Below are 16,604 nucleotides of genomic sequence, written 5' to 3'. Positions count from 1 at the left end.
CCTCCCTTTATTGCATAACGAACTGTTTGTCGCATGGCAACCTAAATATAAAGCGCTACCCTTGCAGAGCGCTCATCATCTCGGAGATATTAGAGTCGTCCCCCGACCATTCGTTGTCATCGTTAGCAGAATACTTAAAGGTAACCTTGGTGTCCTTGGGCTTGGCGGCCTTGGTCACATCGAGCATTACCTGTCCAGCCAGCTTGTACAACTCATCTTCGGAAGGCGACCCATCAAGAGCAGCAACCTTCTCTTGGTATTTGGTGGCAAAATCCCCTTGAATTTGAGCCATCGACTTACAAGAAACGGTCACTTCGGCAGTAGCGGTACCCTTATCTTCATCGACTACAATGTCGCCGATTTTATAGTCGAAGCCCTCGAGATAGCTCTTGGCGTATTCCTCGGTATTGATGCCGACCCTTTTAAACTCTTTCCCTGCAGCCTTATCCAAGCCATCCAGAAATGACTCGTCGTTATTTTTAATCTCATCAAGCTGATTGATCAGATCTTCGTTAATAAGTTGCTCGACTGTGGGATCACCGCAACCGGAAAGAGAGATCAAGCATGCAACCACTACAGCCAACATGAGCGCAAGCAGCGGCTTCTTTTTCATGACATTCCTCCAAACAAGCGGCGCTGCGTTCCATGCGCAACGCACGTTGTGACAGTAAGTCCATATTAACGGCTCGACCCAAACCCCTGAGTCGCAAAAACGGGCTTCTGGCCGGGACGACCGGATTCGAACCGGCGGCCCCTTAACCCCTCAGGCTTGGGACAGGTTCAAAATAGCGATGATATTCCAATTGACTAGGATAATGTAAAAGCGCTCAGATGCTGTGATATTCGATACACGCTTGTTCACGTCGATCCTGAAACATACGAGATTCTTTCCGTTGTGATGAAGTTGCGGGGGGAGAACGATAACCGGATGCTGCAAACTAAGAAACGCTGTTGATTTTCATCTGCTTAGCACGGTTCAAGAACGTTCTTCAAAATGCTGTACTCATACGATGCATAGGGAGATCCAGTCAAATCGAGACCACTATTGGCGGAGATTATCGTATGGCAGCCCGCTTCAAGAACATCAGAGCCACCCGCAAATCCGTTCACGACGTTCCCCATATCATCTTTCAATACGCCCATGAGCGTCGTGCCCATACCATAGTCATACGGCGAATCATTTTGAATTTCGACATCAAAACGATACATGTTAGTAGCGATTTGTTCTAATCGTTCATTTAACACTGTGAACTCATAGGTGTCTTTTTCGGTGACCTTCTTAAAGCAATTAACCCTAAACGTAAGCTCAAGTGACACCGGTAGTTCATCTATGCCATCGATTGCGCCGAAGTACCATATTTCTTGCCCCGGAAGAAGAGCACAGCAGCTAGATATTGTGCTACTCACGGTGCCACACAGTGTGCCATCCGCCTTCTTTGCGATGCCATCAACTCCCCAATCGACAGCAACTTGATCACTAGTGTTTTTGATTTTTGTAATATAGCCACAGCCGCTTTGACCAACCTGATAGTTGTAAATAGGGTCCATGGTTACTACAATATCGGAACTCTGTGGACTACTTTCATTCTTAAGCGTGCCCTTTTTCGGTTTTAGCGTGGAACTGTCCGTCTTATCAGGTTTGCCCGAACATCCAGCAAGGCCCAGCGTTGCAATTCCGGCTAGAAAGTCCCTTCTCGAGATATCTTTCATCAATTCCTCCCCTTATGCGTACGCCAATTTCATACCTAGATTACAGAGAAGCATTGGCAAGTTGTTGAGCAACAAATACGAACGGTAGAACTTGCATGGCAAGCGTTTTTATCCAATAAAAAACCTCGATCGTATGGAGAGGTCAACAATTAGATTCAAAACGAATCGAGGCCACAACCGCGCAGGCGGCTCAATTTGATGAACGAATGGCCCGTAAAGCAAGCCCCCTGCAATAAAACGCACCTGCTTGGCCCATTAAAAAAGGTGGCCGGACAACCCGACCACCCTTGCACATCCTTATGATGTCGCAGTTTACTTGCGGACGACCTTAACGATGGCGTCACCGGCGGCGACAGCGGAGTCGGCCTCGACGGCGAGTTCGACATCGGCAAACTCGGCGGTGTTGGACACAGCAACGACGACGCAGTCCTTGTAGCCGGCAGCGGCGATCTTGGCGCGGTCGATCTTGAGCATGGGCTGGCCGGCCTTCACGACGTCGTCGGCCTTGACGAAGCCCTCGAAGCCGTCGCCGTTCATGTTGACGGTATCGACGCCAACGTGCACCAGAACCTCGATGCCGCTATCGGACTGCAGGCCCACGGCGTGACCCATGGTGACGGTCACCTTGCCGTCGCAGGGAGCGTAGACCAGATCGTCCTCGGGCCACACGGCGCAGCCCTTGCCCAGGACCTCGCCGCCAAAGACGGGATCGGGCACGTCGGCCATCTTGATGACCTTGCCCTTGACGGGCGAGCACAGCACGTCGGCGCCGGCAGAAGCAGAGATGGAGGACGGAGCAGCGGCAGTCGCGGGCTCAGCCTTCTTCTTGAACATGTCAAACAGACCCATACGTTTTCTCCTCTTGATTAAGCGCAACGTTATGCGCATGCCTATGGTGATTATAGTGCCAAATGGTTCAAATGCTAAGGTGGGGACTCGAATCGCGAGCCCTTCCCGGTAGTGTTCGTGGGGCGAGCATCTCCTTTGCATCGCGGGTCGATAAGCCGAGTATCGCCTGCGCAGGTTATGGAGCGCATGGAGGGGCTCTACCAGACCACGCTGGCCGAAACGCAGGAGCTGCTCGACCCCACGCAGCTTGACCACGCCGCCAAGCTCATCGCGAACGCCCGACAGGTCGACATCTACACGGGCTCTCACAACCTCTATCCAGCGGGAATGTTCCGCGACCGCCTGCTCTCGGTCGGCAAGAGCGCCACATGCTACGGCAACATCGAGGCACAGGTGCGCACGGCGCTTACCTCGGATTCAGACCGCGCGGCGATCGTTATCTCCTACAGCGGCCTTGCGCCCAACCTCAAGGAAATCTTGCCGATCCTCAGCAGCCAGCATGCCCCGGTCATCGTCATCGGCACGCCTTATTGCGCGCGCATTCACCCCGGCTTTGCCGCCTACCTTACGGTGAGCGATCACGAGAGCATGACGTATCGCATCACACAGTTCGCCAGCCACATCGCCGTGCAATACGTACTCGATTCGCTCTACAGCAGCTACTTCGCCAAAGACTACGCCCGCTGCGCCGAATTCCCAGAGCGCTCATTCCCCTACACCCGCCTACCCGGGCTCAAGTAGTCATTTAAGAACGTCCCCAATGACCAATGGCCGACCTAATAACGACTTCTCGTCATTAGGTCGGCCATTTCAGCTCTAATAACTATTTATTCCGTAAACTCGTTATTAGAATCTGGCACAGGAGGCCAGGCTCACATGTGGCACCACAGCGGAAAACAGCTTGCCCCTGCGCCAACCGAATGAGCGTTGATTTTCGGACACCTATCCAACGAGCGTGAATAATCTCCCACTTTGAGCCCACACGGGGGCCAAAAACGGGAGATTATCCACGCTCATTCCTAAGTAGTCATTGGGGACGCTCTTAAACGACCAGTCAAACAAGAACGTCCCCAATGACTACTCCGGCATCGCCGATGTTTTGGCAACGCCAGCGAGCGGGTCGCATTTGAGGCAAGGTGACGTGAAACGAAAGGGCGCTGACCTTCTGGTCGCGCCCTTGAAGTTGAACGTCAGATTGTCCAAATGCGGCCCGCACAGCGTCGACCGGTCCGCCGTTCGGCAGAACGGCGGAACCTACTTGACTCCGTACTGCTCGTAGTAGGCGTCGATGGCGGTCTTGAGCTCGTCGTCGATGACAACCTTGCCGTCGATCTCGTGGTTGTAGAGGGTCTCGACGACCTCAGCCATGGAGACGATGCTCGCGACGGGGAAACCGTACTTGGCCTCGATCTCCTTCTGCGCGGTGGTCACACCGCCCTTGCCGACCTCCATGCGGTTGAGGGACACGATCAGGCCCTTGATCTCGACATCGGCAGCAGCCTTGACCTTGGGATAGGTCTCGTCGATGGACTTGCCGCTGGTGGTAACGTCCTCGACCATGACCACACGGTCGCCGTCCTTGGGCTCATAACCCAGCAGGTTGCCCTTATCGGCACCGTGGTCCTTGGCCTCCTTGCGGTCGCAGCAGTACTTGACCTCCTTGCCGTACAGCTCGTGGTAGGCAATTGCGGTCACGACGGCCAGCGGAATACCCTTGTAGGCCGGTCCAAACAGCACATCAAAGTCGTCGCCAAAGTTATCGTGGATGGCTTGGGCGTAATACTCGCCCAGCTTCTTGAGCTGATAGCCCGTCACGTAAGCGCCGGCGTTCATAAAGAACGGGGACTGACGGCCGCTCTTGAGCGTAAAGCTGCCGAACTTAAGAACGTCGGACTCAACCATAAACTTGATGAACTCTTGCTTGTAAGCCTCCATGCGGGCTCCTCTCGTAATCGCGTACGTGCCTTCCAGTTTAGCGCAGGCGAAGCGTAGATGCGGGCGCGCTTTGAGGCCACATCCCCCCGTTAGAGTAAGGAACTGGGCGGCGGCTCATACGCTAGTCCTTGGGCGTCCAGGACCAGAAGAAGTTGATAAGGGCCACACGCGAGGCGGTATCGGTCTTCTTGTTGATTGAGGAAATGTGGCGATAGAGCGTGGAGCGCGAAAGGAAGAGCGTTGTGGCGATGTCCTGAACGCTCTGGTCCGAAACGACCAATACCTCAAGAATATCGCGCTCGCGCTCTGTAAGCCCAAAGGTGGCGACGAAAGCATCGAGGCGTTCATCGGACGTGAGCTCCGCTGCCTCCACGGGCTCGGGGTCGGAGCATGTGGGCGCAAGATCCCCACCAAGATCGTCGGTGGCAAGCGGCAGGCCATCCTGCATCACGGCATCATCGGCTCGTTGCCCCAACTGCCCCAGCAGCGTAATCACAATGCCCACAAACATCACGAGCGCCGCACCGACCGCAGCCAGCACGTTTTGACTCGAGATAATCGCCACCGCCGGCGCCGTCACGAGCATCGAGCACACGTTGTTGACGACGCGACCCATGCACGGCCAAAAATATGACCAGCGCGCATAGAGCGAGACGGCGGCATATTTTGTGGTAAAGAACACCACAAAGAAGCCCGAGCCCAGATAAAAGATGATCGTGGCAGCAAGCTCGTTGCCGCCGTTGCCATCGACGATAAGCACAAAGAACGAAAGCGTGGACAGTATGGCGGAACATGTCATGCCGATATTCATATACGAGCGGCCGTGCAGGTCAAATAGCGCGCCAGCGACCAACGAGCTCACGACAAGCAGCAGGCGCGGCCAATCGCCCAAATCGACGGCTCCGACAGCATGCAGGGTCGTGAAGCCCGCGTTGAGAGCGGCGAATACGCTGGAAAGATACGCCGTCGCCACGGTCAGGCGAACTACGGCGCGACGGAATGCCGCCTTTGCCTCGGGATCGTCATGCCACTTGGCGCCATATTCCAGAGCATCTACCGAAAGCCCGGCAGCACTGGGTTCAAAGTTGGGATCGGACTCGTCGCGCAGCTTGGCGCGTCGGGCACCGTGGAGCAACGCCACCTGCGCGATCGCACAGACGACCAGAACAGTCTGCTGAGGAATGCCGACAGGCATCACCATGTGGTTGAGAACCTGCACCAGAACGCCCATGGCGTAAGAAAGTGCGGCGGCGCGCGCCAAGCAGGGCGTTCGCGCAAAGCGCCTCGCAAAATTTGCATGGGCAGTCGATCCGCAGTAGCCCAGCGCGCAGCACGCCACCAAACCGCCGGCAATTACCACCTCAACCTGAACCGCCATAATCAACAGCAGCAATGCCGCCACCAGCAAAACACCCGTGACGTCACTCGTTGCGTCGATAGCATGGGGACGGCGATAGTACAGAATGGGACGCACAAAGAAGCCAATCACGCTCGCGCCGATAACAAGGCTCTCATAAATAACGACCTCGTTTGGAGACACGAACTCGGCCATGCGCACATCAAAAAGATACTCGCACGCCAAAAACGTGAAGAAGAACAGCGCCAGGCATATAATCTCCCGAATGCCCCGACGCAAATATGCGGTCGTGTCTCCCATGCCCCTCACGGTTAACCCCCGGCCGCTCAATTGTCTGGAATCTATTTTAATAAAGAATCAATCTCAATATCAAAGCCAAGCTCGAAATGCTGCCAATTCGACCCCAGTCGTCCACATCACGCCGCGATTTTGAGCCGCATGGACCAGATGGGGCACGCGCGACCTCTAGCTCGGCCAGGAGTGTCTCCAACTGCCACTCATTTAAGCACGTCCCCAATGAGTGGCCGAAGAGTGTCCCCCGCGACTAGTCGTTTAAGAACGTCCCCAATGACTAGTCAAAAATGGGCCATGTGTCCCAGTTGTGGAGACTCCTTGAGCCGTCTGGGTATCGCGAAGAATCGCACACTCCCCCATCATCAAAAGTGACACACGCTACCTGTTGATGGGAGGCAGCCATGGGCTTCTTTGACAAGATGTTCGAGAAGAAAGAGTGCGCGATTTGCGGTACCGAGCTGGGACTTCTAGGTAAGACAAAAATCAATGAAGGCTACCTGTGCAAAGAGTGCGCCGGCAAGCTCTCCCCCTACTTTCACGGCTATCGCTCCAGCACCGCGGACGATATCCGTGAGCAACTCGCCTACCGCGAGGCCAACGCCGAGCGCCTGTCTTCGTTCAACCCCACGCGCACGCTTTCTGCCGGGCGCACCAATATTATGCTCGATGAAGACGCGGGCCTGCTGATCATCACTTCGCAGAGCCGCTGGCGCGACGCCAATCCCGACATCATCGAGTTCTCGCAGGTACTCGGCTGCGATATGGATATCGACGAGCAGCGCACCGAGATCTATCGCGAGACCAAGGACGGCGAGCGCGAGAGCTACAACCCGCCGCGCTACGACCTGGATTACGACTTTAATCTGACCATCCACGTCAACACGCCGTACTTTACCGAGATCAACCTGCGCGTGAACGACTCCACCATCGATCAGCGCGGTTCCATCGAATACCGCGAGGCCAAGCGCCAGGCAACCGAAGTTCGCGACGCCTTGGTGCAGCTGCGTCAGGAAACGCGCGACAGTGTCGTGGCCGCCAAGGCTCCCAAGACCGCGGTCACCTGCCCCTTCTGCGGAGCCACCACCATTCCCGATGCCAGTGGGCGCTGCGAATACTGCGGCGGCGCCATCGGCGCATAGCCTCCGGCAGCGAAAGGACCGATCATGGCCTTCGAGAGCGTCAACTATCAGTGCCCCGCGTGTGGCGGCCCCCTGCATTTTGCCAGTGCCGAGCAAAAGCTCGTCTGCGACTACTGCGATTCGCGTTTTGAAGTCGAAGAGGTCGAGGCCCTCTATCGCGAGCGCCAGGACAAGGCAGACGCCAAAGCCGACGCCGCAGCGGCGGCACCCAAGCCCGCGACCGACGCTGCGGTGCAGGAGCTCGCCCAAAACGCCGGCTACATCTGCTCGTCGTGCGGCGCCGAGCTCGTGTCCGACGGCACCGTCGCCGTCACCACCTGCCCGTACTGCGGCAACTCCGCCGTGGCGCCCGGCCAGCTCTCTGGCGACTTCTCGCCCGACCTGGTGATTCCGTTTAAGCTCGGGCGCGACGACGTCACGGCCGCACTCAAGGAACACTACAAGGGCAAGATCTTGCTGCCCAAGAGCTTTGTCACCGGCAACCACATCGACGAGGTCCAAGGTGTCTACGTACCGTTTTGGCTCTACGGCGCCCGCGTTGACGGCGAAGTGCACTTTGACGCGACCAACGAGACCGTGACCGAGGAATCCGACCGCACCGTCACGACCACCGACCACTACGATGCCTATCGCAAGGGCAATATCTCGTTTAAGCGCGTGCCCGTCGACGGATCATCCAAGATGCCCGACGGCCACATGGATGCCATCGAGCCGTTTGACTACGACGCGCTGCGTCCGTTCTCGGTCGCCTATATGCCCGGCTACATCGCCAACCGTTACGACGAGGACTGCGAGACTTGCAAGGCGCGCGCCGAGCGCCGTATGGAAGAAAGCACGATCTCGGCCCTGCGCGAGACCGTCGTCGACGAATACGACGATGCCACGGTCGAAAGCAAGCAGCTCGACTACACCTGGGAAGACAGCGACTACGCCCTGTTCCCCGTCTGGATGCTCTCCACCTCGTGGAACGGCAAGAGCTACCTGTTTGCCATGAACGGCCAGACCGGCCGCTTGGTCGGCGAGCTCCCCTGCTCCAAGCCCAAGCTCGCCATCGCCTCGGTGCTGTTCTTCGTGATCGGATTTATCCTCTCCCAGATTCTCTTTATGGGGGAATACGCCTTCGATCCGGATTACCTCACCTTTGATATCGAGGGCATCCTCATCAACATCATCGCGCCGCTGATCATCGTGATTATCGGAGACGTGCTACTGGTAGGCCAGCTCAAGACGGCCAACGAAGCAACCCATGCCGATGAGTATTGTGGCGAGCTCGACCTGACCGAGAAGCACGACACCTTCAGCCACACCGAGACCACCGTTGTCATGAAAGACGACAAGGACGACTAACCATCCTGACCAATACCACCCGGCCTTTGACGAGAAAGGAAGATCACCATGGGACTCTTGAAAGCTGGATTGGGTGCTGCCGGCGGCGTCATGGCCGACCAGTGGAAGGAATTTATCTATTGCGAATCGATGCCCGCTGATGTCTTGGCCTGCAAGGGCAGCAAGCGCACCGGCGGCCGCAGCTCCAACACGCGCGGCGAGGATAACGTCATCTCCAACGGCTCCGTCATCGCCGTCAACGACGGCCAGGGCATGCTCGTGGTGCAAAACGGCAAGATCATCGAAGTCGCGCTGGAGCCCGGTGAGTTCGTCTTCGATACCGGCAGCGAGCCGAGCGTCTTTAGCGGCAACCTGGGCGATTCCATCAAGGAGACCTTCGCCAATATCGGCAGCCGCTTTACCTTTGGCGGCGACGCGGGCAAGGACCAGCGCGTCTACTTCATCAACACCAAGGAGATCATCGGCAACAAGTACGGCACCGCCTCGCCCGTGCCCTTCCGCGTGGTCGATAACAACATTGGCCTGGACGTCGACATCTCCGTGCGCTGCAACGGCGAGTATTCGTACCGCATCACCAACCCGCTGCTGTTCTACACCAACGTATGCGGCAACGTGACCGATAGCTACACGCGCGACAAGATCGACAGCCAGCTTAAGTCCGAGCTGCTCACCGCCCTGCAGCCCGCCTTTGCCAAGATCTCGGAGATGGGCATCCGCTACAGCGCCATCCCCGGCCACACCACCGAACTCGCCCGCGCGCTCAACGAGATCCTCTCTGCCGACTGGCGTGACCTGCGCGGCGTCGAGATCGTGAGCTTTGGCGTCAACTCCATCGCCGCCTCGCAAGAAGACGAGCAGATGATCAAGGACCTGCAGAAGGCCGCGGTCATGCGCGATCCCACCATGGCAGCAGCCAACATCGCCAGCGCCCAGAGCGACGCGATGCGCGCGGCGGCCGCCAACCCCAACGGCGCGATGGCAGGCTTTATGGGCATGGGCATGGCAGGTGGCATGGGCGGCATGAACGCCAGCCAGCTGTTCGCCGCCGGCCAGGCACAGCAGCAGGCCGCCCCGCAGCCGGCTCCGGCGCCCGCCCCCGCACCGGCCCCCGCCGCCGCACCCGCGGCCGGCACGTGGACCTGCAGCTGCGGTGCCACCAACACCGGCAAGTTCTGCTCCGAGTGCGGCAGCCCCGCGCCCGCCCCGGCACCGGCCAAGTGGTTCTGCCCCAACTGCGGTAGCGAAAACGGCGGCAAGTTCTGCAGCAACTGCGGAACGCCCAGGCCCTAGCCCCTCCATCTGGTAATTGGCGGGGGATCCGCCACCCCCGCATTTGCTTCTATGGGTTTTCACACACGAAGGAGGACACCATGAAGACAACGTTCAAAAAGTCCGTACTCGCATTTCTGACATGCGTCCTGGCGCTCGCCTTTGCCCTGACGGGCTGCAGCGGCGGCGGCAAAGACCCCAAGGCCAACTTCGTCGGCAGCTGGGAACTCTCGGGTGGAACCTTGGACGGCGAAGAGCTCACCGATGAGTACATGGATATGCTCAAGGAGTGGGGCCTCAACTGTATCCTGATCCTCGACGAAGACGGCACGGGCGTCCTCGACATGTTCCTTGAGGTCGCCGACCTGAAATGGGAGGCCAAGGACGCCACCACCGTAACGATTACCGCCGAAGATGAGTCGCACGACCTGAAGCTCAAGGACGACAAGCTCGTCCTCGAGGTGGAAGGCGACAAGCTTATCTTTACGAAGTCCGACAAGGATCTGTCCGGTACGGTGAAGAAGGATCGCGAGGCGGCCGAGAAGGAAGAGGAGATCGATGAGGCCGTCGAAGACGAAGATGTCCAGAGTGTCGAAATCTCCCCCACCGTCACCGTCGCCGATGACGACCTGTGCACCATCACCATCACCGAGAAGTTCAAGGACGACTGGGGCGACATCGGCTTTGTCGTCAACATCACCAACAAGAGCGACAAGGACCTGACCTTCTACGCTCCTTCCGGCAAGACCAACGTCAACGGCACCATGAAGGAACCCTGGTTCTCGGCTCACCTGATGCCCGGCACCAACGCCACCGAGGAATTCACGTTCTCGAGCGGCGAGCTTGACAGCCTTGACGACCTCGTCAATACGACCATCGGCATCGACGCCTACCTGACCGATTCCTATGAGGACGTCGCCTCCTACACCGCGACCATCGCGTAGCGGCACGTAACATCAGCCGCGGATTGGCGGACACATCCGCGCACTTGCCAGGCGGGGCCGCAGGAGTTGATCCTGCGGCCCCGCCGCTTTATGCCGATGCGTAACGAGCGCTAGCGCTCCATGTTGGGAACGATGCTGCCCTCCGTTACTGCGCGCACGGCCAAGCGCATGATGTTGTCGTAGCCGGTCTTATTGAGAATCTCCGAGATGCGGCGTTTGATGGTGCCCTCGCTCATAAACAGCTCGGCCGCGATCTCGCGGCGGCTCTTGCCCTCGCAGGCAAGGCGCAAGATCGACAGCTCGACATCGTCGAGGGCCGCCGTGCCCGAGAAGATGCTCTCGGGCGGCTTGGGAAACGTGCAGTAACCCGCCAGCGTGGAGCGCATCACGGCGAATAGCTCGTCGATACCGACGTTCTTGTACACAAAGCTGTCGACGCCCGCCTCGCGCGCCTGGTCCACAAAGGTGATTTCGGGCATACCCGTCATGATAATGACGCGGCACTCGGGCAGTTGTTCTTTGATGCGCGCCGCCGCCACGATGCCGTTGGAATCATGCTCGGTACATACGTCCATCAGTATCATGTCCGGGCGCTCCTTGAGCGCGACACCCAAGGCCTCGGAAGCATCGGCAATGGCGGAAACAACGGTCATATCGGGCTGGTCGCCAACGGAGCGCGCCAGGCTCTCGCGCAGGATGGCCTGGTCTTCGACTATAAGGACGCGGATCATGAACTTCTCCTTTGGACCGTGGCGTTGGAGGCGAGCGGGATGGACACCGTAAGCGTGAAGGGCGGGGCGGTGTGGACTTCCAGGCTGCCGCCCAGATTCTGTGCGACATGCCTCATACCTGGGACACCCGTTCCCTCGCGATACGATACGGGTGCAGGCACGCCGTCGTTAGAAACGGTCATCCGCGCAACAGCACCGTCTTCCGACGTCTCCTGCCACAGACGCACGTGGACCCGATGCGCCTGTGCATGCTTGGTGGCATTGGTCGAGGCCTCGCGGATAATCTGCAAAAATGCGGCGGCGACACGCGCGTCCTCAGGCAGCGCACCCTCAACATCGATCTGCACACACACCAGGCCAAAGGCATGGACGATATCTCCCAGTTGCTCTGCCGGTTCGGTGTCGCCCCCGCTGCGCAGATCGGCAGCGATTGAGCGCAGCAGCGGGTCGATCTGCTCGAGTGACTCGTCATCCAGGCGCCCCTCCTCCAGATAACGATGGAGGATGGACAGGCGCTGCCCGATCACGTCGTGCACGCGAGCGCGCATACGCAGATAGGCCGCATTATCAGCAACTTTTTTGACTTCTTCGATCTGGGCTTGGAGCTCTTGGCCCGCAAGCTCAAGCAGGTGGTTGGCTTGCGCCAGGCGATCATGAGCATGCGCATACTCTGTTACATCCAGGCCGATAATGCGCTCGAAGAGGCGGCCCGAAACCATAACGTCATCGTGCACAAACAAGCGAATCTCGGCGGGAGAAACCTCGACCACCGCCCGCGCCTCACCAAAGCGGTCCAGATTAATCCGCACGCGGTTCTGGCTGCTTTCGGGCATTTGCATGCTGAGTTTGCGCAGGTCGTTCCATGTACCGCTCATATCGCCTAGGTCGGTGGGCATATGAAGCTCCACCAGGTTTTTTCGCATGCAGCGGTTCATGAGCAGCGGACGGCCCCTCGGGTCCAGATACAGGATGCCCACGGGAATCACGTTGATGGTTTCGATCGTCGAGAACGCGGTGATATCCTCCTGGCGGTTGCGGACATCCATCAAGAGCGCCGCAATGGAGCGGAACAGGAAAAACGCTCCCTCTGCGATAAGGACCGTGGTCCACGCCGAGCCCATGGCAAGCACCACCGGCGGTGTCACGGCGACTACGAGCAACAGTTCGGCCAGCATGACGGGGCGACGATAGTGCACCATAAGCACCATGCCGTAGGCAAAGATCACGGCATTGAGCCACAACGCTCCGCCCATTGCCCTGGCGCAAACGTCAAGCGGCGCCACCAGATATGAGCCAGACGACGCGAACAAGATGAGCGCCGAAATAATTAGGTGAAGCACAAGGCTCGCCTCGTAGGCACAAATCACCTTACGGTTATAGGACGAGCGGCGCGATGCGATGAGCGGGACGTGGATCGTCTGCAGACACGCAGCCAGGGCAAAGACAACATCGAGCGCAACGATTTGGGGAAGAATGAGCGAAATCTGCATCGTCACTCACCCGCCCTCGGCATCAAGACGATCATGCGCAGCTGGCCGGGCTCGCCCTCAAGGCGGTATGCCACGTTGCGCCCTTGCAGAGCGCTTTCGAGCTCTTGCGCAGCGGGCGTCTGCGAAAGATCTGCATCATCGTTGGAAAAAAGCGCGGCACGCAGCTCGACACTGCATCGGTCATGATCGCCCAAGTGATACATAAGCGCCGGATGGTCGGTGGTGTAGGCAAAAAACGCAAAGTCATACACGCAGTCGTACAGGGCGCTTACCGTACTGGCGTGCATCGGGCGCCGTATGGCGATAATCGAGGCGCAATCGATATCGATGGTGCGCAGGTCGCTTGCGAGCTCGTTGGCGATGAGCTGAATGCGGTCGCGATCAAAACCGCTCTCCCCGTGCTGCGCCAACGTGAGCGATCCCTTGCGCTTGCAATAGGCGACAAGCATCTTGGCGCGCTGCAGCATGCGGTAACGCTCGTGCGAAGACGATTCATCGGTCAACGGCGGCAGCGAGCTCAGCAGGTCGTACATCCCTTCGAGCGCGCGGGCAAGCGCCTGGTCCACGTCTTGGACCAGCAAGGTCTCGGCCTCTTGGTCTGCCAGGTGCGTCTTAAGGTCGTAGTCGGCGGCGAGCAGCTCATTTTGACGCTGCAGCTCCATACGACGATGTGCCAGTTCACGGTTAAGCTCGTTGAGATCCGACACGTCTTGGGCAAGCAGGGCCGATCCGCCCAGCAGTGGAAAGGCACGGTACATCACATCGGGATCGGACGCCACGGCAAAGGCATGGGCGCGGCTGTGCGCCTGGGTCCGCAACTCCTCGCGCACGCCTACCGGCATTGGCTTTGACACTGGCGTGGCATAGACTTCCTGCAGGTCGCGCGTTAGAACTTTGAGGTCAAGCGGCAAGGTGTCGAAAATGCCGGCGATGTCGTGATATGACGGAACGACACCGCAATCGAGACAGATTTCCATCGCCACCACGCACAAGACGCAATAGACGAGCGAGAAGTTGAGCCTCCATGCCCAGGGCACGCGCAACGCATATGAGATGGCAAAGAACGCGCCGCCCAGCAGCACGAGCGCCGCCGTGCCCGAGAAACGTTGGATGCGAAAGGACGAGGACCGGCCCACCAGGATAAAAAAGGCCACAAAGTTAAAGGCCGTCCACACGAGGACGGCGAAATAACCCCAGCCGTACGTGTAATCGTTGCTCCAGGTGTCGCTTGTACGGTCAAAGTGGAAGACCTGCTGGTGAAAATCGTTGGTGAGCACAAATCCGATAAGCAGGATAGCCATAATCCACAGCGCAGCGCAGTAGCGGCGACCCAGGCGGTGTTGCTCCAGGCCCGCAAGGCGCAGACCACACAACTGGTAGAGCAGCGGAATGAGCGTCATGGGCACGTAGTACAGGTACCACAGCACGGTGGCATAGAACGGCGTGAACGACTTGTACTTGAGAATGACTTCGATCATCCACAGGGCGCAGATGGTGGCGATGGCAACAAGACGGCGGCGCAACACATAGTCCAAACAGCGCAGATAGACCGATACGCCCCAGATCGAAAATGCAATTGCGGCAACAAGCAACGGCAGAGAGCTCGAATGGACGAGCGCATCCACGACCTCTTCGGACACCTCGCTATAGGCGGGCACGGCGTTAGAAAGTTTGGGGTCGAAGGCGAACAGCGCCGGCAAGACTGCCAAAAGCATGAGGAACATCGCGGTGATGACACCGGCGATAGCAAAGACGCGGTGGCGGTACACCTGATGTGTTATGCCAACAAGGAATCGCGGCATGGCGAAGAGCCTGCCGCCCCTGGGATCCGCCACGGGTGCGGATCGGGCGGCCGCGTGGCCGATATGTCGCTCGCGGGTACCCATAGTGCTTTTAGTGTACCGGCAGATGGGTCGAAAAAGCGGGCCGCATGTCCCAAAATCCGCAGACGGCAAGGCGCCCGGCAGCCTCCCCCGTCTGACACTTCCCGATATCCGCCCGCCCCAAACCACCGCAAAGGGGACAGGCACCTTTGTGGTGGTTTGGGGCGATGCGCTAGTCCACGGTGATGTCGATATTTTTGCCGATGAGGCCTACGTAGCCGCCTTCGGCTGCCTTGGGGCTGTCAGCATGGCAGAGGACCCACTTGTCGGCCTTCCAGTGGCAGTAGCTGTCGCCGGCCGCAGGCATGTCGGCCGCGGCCTCGGGGCGCGGACCGTTGGTGCCGGCGGGCAGCGCCACCATCACCTGGAAGCCACCGTCGTCGACCATGCACGGCGTGTAGTGGAGCGTGGTGTTGAAGACTTCGACGACCGTACCCGCCGGCACGCGGAACGCCTTGACGCACGCGGTGTCGAGCTTGCCGTCCTCGACCTCCCAGCGATGCGCCACGAGCAGAATAAAGTCGCGAGCGCCCAGGTTGAATTCGCTCGCGCGGTGATACTCCAGGCAGTTGAGTCGTGTATTGTGGCCGTTGCACCAGCCGAGCTGGAAGGGACGGCCACCAAACATGAGAAAGCCAAGCTTGTCGGCATCCTTGACGTCCTCGAGCTCCGGCGCGCTTGCTACGTACTTGCTGCCCTCGGGGATGAGCGTGGCAGAGAGCGCCTCGAGCACAGACGACGTGAGCTCGGACGGAACGTCATCCCAAACGTTGCCATAGGATTTGAACTCGGGATCGTTGACAGAGTAGATATGCATGTTCACTCCTGTTCGTAAATGTGACTATACGAACATTCTAGAACAAACATGAGCGATTTTGAACGCTCGTCCCGACCAATCAACAAAAAGGCGCCCCCGCATAAGCGAAGGCGCCCAATGCGCGCGTTTTGGGCGATAAAGCCCTTATGCCTGCTGATAGTGCAGGTGCTTCTCGTCGATATCGGCCAGGTCGCGGTCGAGGTAACGGCGCGCGAGCCAGTTAGCCATGGGAAGGTTCTGGTCCAGGTAGTTGCCGCACTCCTCGGGAGCGGCACCGGGGACATCGCCCTCAAAGTCGGCGACAAACTCGAACAGCTCACGCACGAGCGGCAGGATCTCCTCGCTCGTCACCTCGCCAAACACAACGAGGTAAAAGCCCGTGCGGCAGCCCATGGGGCCAAAGTAGACAATGCGGCCCGACCACTCGGCATGATTGCGCAAGAACGTTGCACCCAGGTGCTCGATGGTGTGGCACTCGGCGGTGTTCATGACCGGCTCCTTGTTGGGCGTGGTCAGGCGCAAGTCAAACGTGGTGACGGCAGCACCGGTCGCCGGATCGCGGTCGATGCGGCTCACATACACGCCGGGCTCAAGCAGCAGATGATCAACGGAAAAGCTGGCGATGCGCTCCATGGCAGATCCTCTCGATAGTCAAATTGGGACGGGGCTCTTTTAGCTGGTTCGAATGGTCGTACCAATCATACCAGTCAAAAAAGCCCATTACAGTTTGAGTCGTCCGAAAGGGCGGCTCTTTTCCGTTGCACGGCTATACGATTGAGCCGTACCGGTGGTCGCTGGCCGACCGCCCCGGACGGCCGTCAGCCCCTGCCCCGTAGAGG

General features: G+C 58.5%; 15 protein-coding genes. 5 read left to right on the top strand and 10 right to left on the bottom strand.

Annotation, left to right across the window (positions count from 1 at the left end):
- Nucleotides 1-55 precede the first annotated feature (55 nt).
- The 3 genes from NBH09_RS02900 to NBH09_RS02890 form a co-directional block, all read right to left on the bottom strand.
- On the bottom strand, nt 56-613 hold the full coding sequence (locus NBH09_RS02900) for a DUF5105 domain-containing protein (protein ID WP_118345050.1): 558 nt from the start codon (nt 611-613) through the stop codon (nt 56-58).
- 353 nt (nt 614-966) lie between these two features.
- Nucleotides 967-1,710: a hypothetical protein gene (locus NBH09_RS02895; RefSeq protein ID WP_040359153.1), complete on the bottom strand. Its 744-nt coding sequence runs from the start codon at nt 1,708-1,710 to the stop codon at nt 967-969.
- A gap of 312 nt (nt 1,711-2,022) precedes the next feature.
- A complete protein-coding gene (locus NBH09_RS02890) occupies nt 2,023-2,559 on the bottom strand; it encodes a PTS sugar transporter subunit IIA (protein ID WP_117806548.1) in 537 nt (178 codons plus the stop codon).
- 186 nt (nt 2,560-2,745) lie between these two features.
- Here NBH09_RS02890 and NBH09_RS02885 point away from each other — a divergent pair, with 186 nt between their 5' ends.
- Nucleotides 2,746-3,300: a MurR/RpiR family transcriptional regulator gene (locus NBH09_RS02885; protein WP_250787014.1), complete on the top strand. Its 555-nt coding sequence runs from the start codon at nt 2,746-2,748 to the stop codon at nt 3,298-3,300.
- Nucleotides 3,301-3,813: 513 nt separating this feature from the next.
- Here the strand turns inward: NBH09_RS02885 and pyrE are convergent.
- Complete coding sequence (gene pyrE, locus NBH09_RS02880; protein WP_055310632.1) at nt 3,814-4,494, bottom strand: orotate phosphoribosyltransferase; 681 nt, start codon at nt 4,492-4,494, stop codon at nt 3,814-3,816.
- 121 nt (nt 4,495-4,615) lie between these two features.
- On the bottom strand, nt 4,616-6,151 hold the full coding sequence (locus tag NBH09_RS02875; protein WP_250787069.1) for a helix-turn-helix transcriptional regulator: 1,536 nt from the start codon (nt 6,149-6,151) through the stop codon (nt 4,616-4,618).
- Nucleotides 6,152-6,546: 395 nt separating this feature from the next.
- On the opposite strand from NBH09_RS02875, the gene NBH09_RS02870 reads away from it, so the two are divergent.
- The 4 genes from NBH09_RS02870 to NBH09_RS02855 all read left to right on the top strand — a co-directional run bounded on the left by NBH09_RS02870 (nt 6,547) and on the right by NBH09_RS02855 (nt 10,844).
- Nucleotides 6,547-7,284, top strand: a complete 738-nt coding sequence (locus NBH09_RS02870; protein ID WP_055310636.1) for a DUF4428 domain-containing protein — start codon at nt 6,547-6,549, stop codon at nt 7,282-7,284.
- A 24-nt stretch (nt 7,285-7,308) separates the two neighbouring features.
- On the top strand, nt 7,309-8,631 hold the full coding sequence (locus NBH09_RS02865; RefSeq protein WP_250787013.1) for a hypothetical protein: 1,323 nt from the start codon (nt 7,309-7,311) through the stop codon (nt 8,629-8,631).
- A gap of 48 nt (nt 8,632-8,679) precedes the next feature.
- Nucleotides 8,680-9,921 (top strand): SPFH domain-containing protein, encoded by a 1,242-nt coding sequence (locus tag NBH09_RS02860; RefSeq protein ID WP_250787012.1) that lies wholly within the window; start codon nt 8,680-8,682, stop codon nt 9,919-9,921.
- Nucleotides 9,922-10,001: 80 nt separating this feature from the next.
- The gene (locus NBH09_RS02855; RefSeq protein WP_250787011.1) at nt 10,002-10,844 is read left to right on the top strand and encodes a hypothetical protein; all 843 of its coding nucleotides are present in this window, start codon (nt 10,002-10,004) and stop codon (nt 10,842-10,844) included.
- 110 nt (nt 10,845-10,954) lie between these two features.
- Here NBH09_RS02855 and NBH09_RS02850 read toward each other — a convergent pair whose 3' ends face one another.
- The 5 genes from NBH09_RS02850 to NBH09_RS02830 form a co-directional block, all read right to left on the bottom strand.
- Nucleotides 10,955-11,575, bottom strand: coding sequence for a response regulator transcription factor (locus NBH09_RS02850; protein WP_006236292.1), 621 nt, complete (start codon nt 11,573-11,575; stop codon nt 10,955-10,957).
- A complete protein-coding gene (locus tag NBH09_RS02845) occupies nt 11,572-13,065 on the bottom strand; it encodes a sensor histidine kinase (protein WP_350446084.1) in 1,494 nt (497 codons plus the stop codon). The genes NBH09_RS02850 and NBH09_RS02845 overlap by 4 nt, the downstream gene beginning before the upstream one ends.
- A 2-nt stretch (nt 13,066-13,067) precedes the next feature.
- Nucleotides 13,068-14,867, bottom strand: a complete 1,800-nt coding sequence (locus NBH09_RS02840) for a histidine kinase N-terminal 7TM domain-containing protein (protein ID WP_250787009.1) — start codon at nt 14,865-14,867, stop codon at nt 13,068-13,070.
- A gap of 253 nt (nt 14,868-15,120) precedes the next feature.
- Nucleotides 15,121-15,765 carry a DUF4867 family protein gene (locus NBH09_RS02835; protein ID WP_250787008.1) on the bottom strand — a complete coding sequence of 215 codons (645 nt, stop codon included), beginning with the start codon at nt 15,763-15,765 and terminating at the stop codon, nt 15,121-15,123.
- Between the two features lie 144 nt (nt 15,766-15,909).
- Nucleotides 15,910-16,398 (bottom strand): S-ribosylhomocysteine lyase, encoded by a 489-nt coding sequence (locus NBH09_RS02830; protein WP_195521906.1) that lies wholly within the window; start codon nt 16,396-16,398, stop codon nt 15,910-15,912.
- Nucleotides 16,399-16,604: the final 206 nt, after the last annotated feature.

The organism is Collinsella sp. BG-O-102, from assembly GCF_023656745.1.
Lineage (GTDB): Bacteria > Actinomycetota > Coriobacteriia > Coriobacteriales > Coriobacteriaceae > Collinsella.
This window is presented reverse-complemented; position numbering and strand designations above follow the sequence as displayed.

Bases quoted from the DNA above. Each gene is read 5' to 3' on its own strand.
- NBH09_RS02895 (WP_040359153.1), bottom strand. From the start codon at position 1,710: ATGAAAGATATCTCGAGAAGGGACTTTCTAGCCGGAATTGCAACGCTG.
- NBH09_RS02900 (WP_118345050.1), bottom strand. From the start codon at position 613: ATGAAAAAGAAGCCGCTGCTTGCGCTCATGTTGGCTGTAGTGGTTGCA.
- NBH09_RS02885 (WP_250787014.1), top strand. From the start codon at position 2,746: ATGGAGGGGCTCTACCAGACCACGCTGGCCGAAACGCAGGAGCTGCTC.
- NBH09_RS02830 (WP_195521906.1), bottom strand. From the start codon at position 16,398: ATGGAGCGCATCGCCAGCTTTTCCGTTGATCATCTGCTGCTTGAGCCC.
- NBH09_RS02840 (WP_250787009.1), bottom strand. From the start codon at position 14,867: ATGCCGCGATTCCTTGTTGGCATAACACATCAGGTGTACCGCCACCGC.
- pyrE (WP_055310632.1), bottom strand. From the start codon at position 4,494: ATGGAGGCTTACAAGCAAGAGTTCATCAAGTTTATGGTTGAGTCCGAC.
- NBH09_RS02870 (WP_055310636.1), top strand. From the start codon at position 6,547: ATGGGCTTCTTTGACAAGATGTTCGAGAAGAAAGAGTGCGCGATTTGC.
- NBH09_RS02835 (WP_250787008.1), bottom strand. From the start codon at position 15,765: ATGCATATCTACTCTGTCAACGATCCCGAGTTCAAATCCTATGGCAAC.
- NBH09_RS02845 (WP_350446084.1), bottom strand. From the start codon at position 13,065: ATGCAGATTTCGCTCATTCTTCCCCAAATCGTTGCGCTCGATGTTGTC.
- NBH09_RS02875 (WP_250787069.1), bottom strand. From the start codon at position 6,151: ATGGGAGACACGACCGCATATTTGCGTCGGGGCATTCGGGAGATTATA.
- NBH09_RS02890 (WP_117806548.1), bottom strand. From the start codon at position 2,559: ATGGGTCTGTTTGACATGTTCAAGAAGAAGGCTGAGCCCGCGACTGCC.
- NBH09_RS02865 (WP_250787013.1), top strand. From the start codon at position 7,309: ATGGCCTTCGAGAGCGTCAACTATCAGTGCCCCGCGTGTGGCGGCCCC.
- NBH09_RS02860 (WP_250787012.1), top strand. From the start codon at position 8,680: ATGGGACTCTTGAAAGCTGGATTGGGTGCTGCCGGCGGCGTCATGGCC.
- NBH09_RS02850 (WP_006236292.1), bottom strand. From the start codon at position 11,575: ATGATCCGCGTCCTTATAGTCGAAGACCAGGCCATCCTGCGCGAGAGC.
- NBH09_RS02855 (WP_250787011.1), top strand. From the start codon at position 10,002: ATGAAGACAACGTTCAAAAAGTCCGTACTCGCATTTCTGACATGCGTC.